This window comes from Candidatus Omnitrophota bacterium, from assembly GCA_028716245.1.
Lineage (GTDB): Bacteria > Omnitrophota > Gorgyraeia > Gygaellales > Profunditerraquicolaceae > UBA6249.
Map to the genome: position 1 here is coordinate 1 of JAQUQW010000009.1, position 5,049 is coordinate 5,049.

General features: G+C 42.0%; 9 protein-coding genes. All 9 read right to left on the reverse strand.

The window, feature by feature from the left end:
* The coding region (locus PHG87_07650; GenBank protein ID MDD5478048.1) for an L-threonylcarbamoyladenylate synthase at positions 1-437 on the reverse strand (437 nt) is incomplete at its 3' end.
* Entirely contained in the window at positions 434-916 is a 483-nt protein-coding gene (purE, locus tag PHG87_07655; GenBank protein MDD5478049.1) for a 5-(carboxyamino)imidazole ribonucleotide mutase, read from the reverse strand. The genes PHG87_07650 and purE, both read right to left, overlap by 4 nt.
* 20 nt (positions 917-936) lie before the next feature.
* On the reverse strand, positions 937-2,241 hold the full coding sequence (gene purD, locus PHG87_07660; protein ID MDD5478050.1) for a phosphoribosylamine--glycine ligase: 1,305 nt from the start codon (positions 2,239-2,241) through the stop codon (positions 937-939).
* Positions 2,242-2,931, reverse strand: a complete 690-nt coding sequence (locus PHG87_07665) for a hypothetical protein (GenBank protein MDD5478051.1) — start codon at positions 2,929-2,931, stop codon at positions 2,242-2,244.
* Between the two features lies 1 nt (position 2,932).
* A complete protein-coding gene (locus tag PHG87_07670) occupies positions 2,933-3,229 on the reverse strand; it encodes a YbaB/EbfC family nucleoid-associated protein (protein MDD5478052.1) in 297 nt (98 codons plus the stop codon).
* Positions 3,214-3,588, reverse strand: coding sequence for a VanZ family protein (locus PHG87_07675; GenBank protein ID MDD5478053.1), 375 nt, complete (start codon positions 3,586-3,588; stop codon positions 3,214-3,216). The genes PHG87_07670 and PHG87_07675 overlap by 16 nt, the downstream gene beginning before the upstream one ends.
* A 16-nt stretch (positions 3,589-3,604) precedes the next feature.
* A complete protein-coding gene (locus PHG87_07680) occupies positions 3,605-3,841 on the reverse strand; it encodes a CopG family transcriptional regulator (GenBank protein ID MDD5478054.1) in 237 nt (78 codons plus the stop codon).
* Positions 3,825-4,109, reverse strand: a complete 285-nt coding sequence (locus PHG87_07685) for a BrnT family toxin (protein MDD5478055.1) — start codon at positions 4,107-4,109, stop codon at positions 3,825-3,827. Before PHG87_07685 ends, PHG87_07680 begins: the two co-directional genes overlap by 17 nt.
* A 253-nt stretch (positions 4,110-4,362) precedes the next feature.
* On the reverse strand, positions 4,363-4,791 hold the full coding sequence (locus tag PHG87_07690; protein MDD5478056.1) for a hypothetical protein: 429 nt from the start codon (positions 4,789-4,791) through the stop codon (positions 4,363-4,365).
* Between the last annotated feature and the right edge of the window lie 258 nt (positions 4,792-5,049).

The window sequence follows — 5,049 nt, forward strand, 5'->3', positions numbered from 1 at the left end:
GGAGCGGGTTTATCTGAAATATTTGCCGACGGGCAGGCCAAGGCGGTTTTTGATTGGAAAATAATTTCTAATGCCACCGGATTATCCGGCATACGCAACCCCACCTTGCCCTGTCCTTTGGCTTTCAATAAGATTGTCAACTGGCCAGGCCAAAACTTACGCATCAATTTATAAGCAACCAAAGGAATGTCGCGGGCCAACTCTTCTACGTTATCCTTTTCGGCGATAAGTATCGCAAAAGGCTTATCCTTAGGCCTTTTCTTGATCTCATAAAGCCTATCCAATGCTTTTTTATTTGAGGCGTCTGCGGCAATGCCATAAACAGTGTCTGTGGGAATAATCACTAACCCGCCGCCGGCAATAACTTTGGCTGCCTGCCCAATCAGCGCCTGTTCCGGAAAAGATGGATTAATTTTTATGATTTTAGTCAAACTCATAATTTGATTTTAGTCTTTTTGATTTTAAGGCGCATCTGTTTCTTGTAATTAAGCAGCTTGACCCGGATTTTAGCATCGCTTATGCCCAGTATCTCCAAAGCAAAAAGCGCGGCGTTCTTTGCGCCGGCCTTACCAATAGCCATACAGGCAACCGGGATTCCCGGCGGCATCTGCACTGTGGATAAAAGCGAATCCAGGCCTTTTAAATTTTTGGTTTCAATGGGTATGCCGATAACCGGTAGAGTCGTATGCGCGGCCACAACTCCGGCTAAGGCCGCGGACATCCCCGCGGCGGCAATAAGAACTTTTGTCCCGCTTCTAGGCGCTGCCTCCACGTATTGGGCCACCTCTTTGGGTGTCCTGTGCGCGGATAAAACCTTGGCCTCAAAATTTACTTTAAATTCTTTCAAGACATTGATTGCCTCATTTACCGTCTCTAAATCCGACTGGCTGCCCATAATTATGCTGATCTTACTCATTAGCCCTCCCCATTTCCCGATTAGCTCTGAAACTGTTTCGCACTCAAAGGGGAAACAGTTTCCGCCTTTTTGCCTATGTCCTTACGAAAATGCATACCCTCAAAATTTATTTTATTTACCGCCGCGTAGGTTTTATTGATTGCCTCTTTAATGGTCGCGCCCAAGCCGGTTACTCCCAAGACCCTGCCGCCGCTGGTTAAAATTTTATCTCCCGCTTTTTTAGTGCCGGCATGAAAAACAACCACATCCTCTAATTTTTCCGCCTGATCCAGCCCGCTGATTTCTTTATCTTTAGCGTAATTCCCCGGATAACCCGCGCTTGCGCAAACTACGCAAACACAGGCCCGCCTGTCCCATTCCAAAGTTCTTACTCTGGAAAGTTTACCTTCAACGGTTGCCAACATTACCTCAACCAAATCGGATTTTAATCTGGGTAAGATTGCCTCGGTCTCCGGATCGCCAAAACGCGCGTTAAATTCTAAGGTTTTCGGACCCTCTTTAGTCAGCATTACACCAGCGTATAACACCCCACGATAATCTACCCCCTCTTTAACCAGGCCATCGATACTGCGGTAAATTATTTTCTGCATTATCTCTTTTAAAATATCCGCGGTAACTATTGGCGCGGGCGAATAAGCGCCCATACCCCCGGTATTCGGGCCTCGATCATTATCAAATACTCTTTTATGGTCCTGCGCCGAGGCCAAAGCTACCACTTCTTTTGAATCGGTAATTACAAGAATTGATGCCTCCTGGCCAACAAGGCATTCTTCGATGATTATTTTCTTGCCGGCATCGCCGAAAACTTTATCCTGCATCATCGAGGTCACGGCATTCTTGGCTTCATCAACGTTCTTAGCCACAACCACTCCTTTACCCGCAGCCAAGCCATCGGCCTTAACCACGCAAGGGGCGCCGATTTTCTCAATATATTTTTTTGCCTCATCAGCACTGTCAAAGATCTTAAAATTAGCAGTAGGCACTTTGTATTTTGCCATCAGCTCTTTAGAAAAAATCTTGCTTGCCTCTAAATTTGCCGCCTTTTTATTCGGCCCGAAAATTTTTAGCCCGGCTTTTTCAAACTCATCAACAATCCCTAATGATAAAGCTACCTCCGGACCGACTACGGTCAGGTCAATCTTTTCTTTTCGCGCAAACTCAAGTAAACCAAAAATATCATCTGCTTTTATGTCAATACATTCGGCAAGCTGGCTGATCCCGGCATTACCCGGTGCGCAGAAAATCTTATCCACCAATTTGGATTGAGCAATCTTCCAAACTAACACATGCTCCCTGCCGCCTGAACCAACCACTAAAATCCGCATTTATTTTACCTCTTCTACCGCTGCTTCCATCGTATCCGAAGACTTTAAGGTCACCGCGAAAACATCAGAAAAAGGACGATCATCGATCCAGCTGTCCGTAATCAAAATATTCTTTACCGGCTCCATTGGCCTGGGATTAATAAAACTAACGTGATACATGTTACAATCTTTGCGCACCGGATTCTCACCCAAAGACTTAATTCTTGCCCCGCCCTTCAGCCATGTACCGGGGCCGATGTGGAACCAATCCCAGAAAACCGGGACTGAAAGCTCTTTATAGGCGCCGTCCTCATAAACAAAAACAACCGAAAGGGTGGCGTAAAAATATTTGTCTCCGTATAAACGCATTAACCCATCATGCTCATAACTATTGCTGTAATTACCTCCTGCTAAAAAATGCACTTCATCAACCTTCATCCCGCCGCGTATCGGTAAAGAAAACAGATTATCGTATTCAAGATTAAGCCTGCCATAATCCTGCCAATCACTGGCTCCCCGCACCAGAAAATTCACCCCATCGTATTTCAAATATTTATGCTTAAATTTATTCGGCCCGGCACCCGACAAGCTGAAATTATCGCGGTTATTTTTGGTAAGAAGATAGTAATCCCCCTGTTTCTCCCAATTCCCCGCCCATAACAATGCTGCGGGAAACAAAATCATTACTACAATACAGAAAACTTTCTTCATATCAAGTTAATCCCGGGATATTAAACCCAGTCACATCCTTCATCTTCTGCGCCGCCACTTCCTGCGAACGCTTGATCGCGCGGTTAAAGGTATCTTTTAATGAACTGCTCAGGCGCGCCTTTTCCGATTCTCCAAGATTATCCTTGATCACGATCTCTTTTACCTCCTGAGAACCATTCATCGTAATTTTCACCACGCCGTCAGAACTCTGGATATCAAAATTCGTGTTCTCCAATTGCCGCTTGATCTCCTGCATCTTCTTCTGCATCTCAAACAACCCCTTCATTTTGTCAAACATAAGCGTCCTTTCTTAAATCTGATGAGAATATAGAAACCGATAATACCGATAGCATCAACCAAAACATCTTTACGGGAACAACACCTGCCCAGAATAAAACACTGATGAATTTCATCAGAAATAGCATAGAGCAACGAAAAGGCAGCCGGGTACATAAAAAGACGGAAAGCGTTCGTCTTGAACGAACACCTAAATGCCCTATACAAAAGAAAAGTGAAAATAAAATATTCAGTAATATGGGCTATTTTTCTTAATAAAAAATCACATTCAAGGCCCGTCTTTAAATCAGAGATGCTTGAGAAGAAAAAAATAACCCCCGCCCAAACCGCCACCGGCAACCATAACTTAAATAATTTCACAAATCACTCCTTTATCCTACGATGAGGAATGCTGCAAGGCGTATCTATCTATTAACTCGCGAATCATCCTCTGGTACTTTGTATGATACTGCCCTGCCTTGTGCTTAAAAAATTCCACGCTTGACTTCTTTAAAGCCAATGTGATTTTTATGGTTTCCTCCGGCATGGCTAACGCCTCAGGAGGAGGCAAAAAATCTTTAATTCTAATTAATTTTCCAACAGGCATATCCGCCTTACTATTCATTTTCTTCATAGTACCGAACTCCTTTCCTCCAATAACCAGCACCGAATATTCTAATTTTTCCGCCGCGAGAAGTAAATCTGACTGTCAAGATCTTATCTCCAACTTTTCCGATACAAAATAATCTTTCTTCTTTCTTGCTATGTTTTGAATCAGTATAAACTTTCCTTTTGGGGTCTTTGAAAGCCCTCGCGGCCGTTGTAAAATTAACTCCATGCTTATGGATATTGGCTAATTCCTTTTCTTCGTCCCAGATAAAACTTACAAATTCCTTATCCATTTAAAATATAACATAGATATGGCTATTTGTCAATATAATTATACATATTGTATATCTTCCTTACTGACAACGGAGTCGTCTTGATAATCCACCAAACCATTCAGGCTCCCCACTTCTCCGATAATATTCATCATTTATTCCTTACGCGGGTCCTGTCGAGGCTTGCCTCTCGCTATGAATAACTCTTGCCCCATTTCCCGATTATATTCAGAACACTTTCATCCTCATCCTCTTTAAGATTTGGCGATGATTGCTATTTTGCTATTTTACTTTCGGCTGTAGCTGTTAACAGATAAGACGCAAACTTGAACTGAATTTCGTCTCCTACCTTTATCTCAAAGGGAGGCAAAAAGTCTATTCCGTAGGCATAAACTTGATTGCCATTTCTTAACGTTAATACTTGAAACTTATCAGGAGTAATTTCTAGCTCTTTAACCGATGTACCCATCCTACTTTCTATTACTAATCTTGGTTTATTATTAACATAATATCCGCCGACGTCTCTTTGAGCTTTTGGAATAATGTTAACGGCGCATTGGTTTGCTTCCTTGTCATAGAATATTAAATAACCCGAAAATTTTCCAAAATCATAAAACATATGGAGATCGACTTTAGAAACTTCTGATTCTTCAATTATTCTTCCAGTCTGAGCAAAACTGTTAATGCTTGAGAAGTGAAACATTATAAGAAGAGTAACAACAATAAGAATATATCTTTTTATAACATCTCCCTGATCCTGTCAACTACCCATTACAAATAATTCTGACCCCATGTATCTTATAATAATTCTACCATTTCTGTTGAAATTATAGGTAGGTCTCTAAATATTTCTTCGCTTTTACTTCCTTTTATTGTTTGATTGAATAACCCAATATAATTCTGCGGCATCATTACCGTTATGACATCATCTTTTTTAAAATTCCAGTTATAAGCTGAGCGC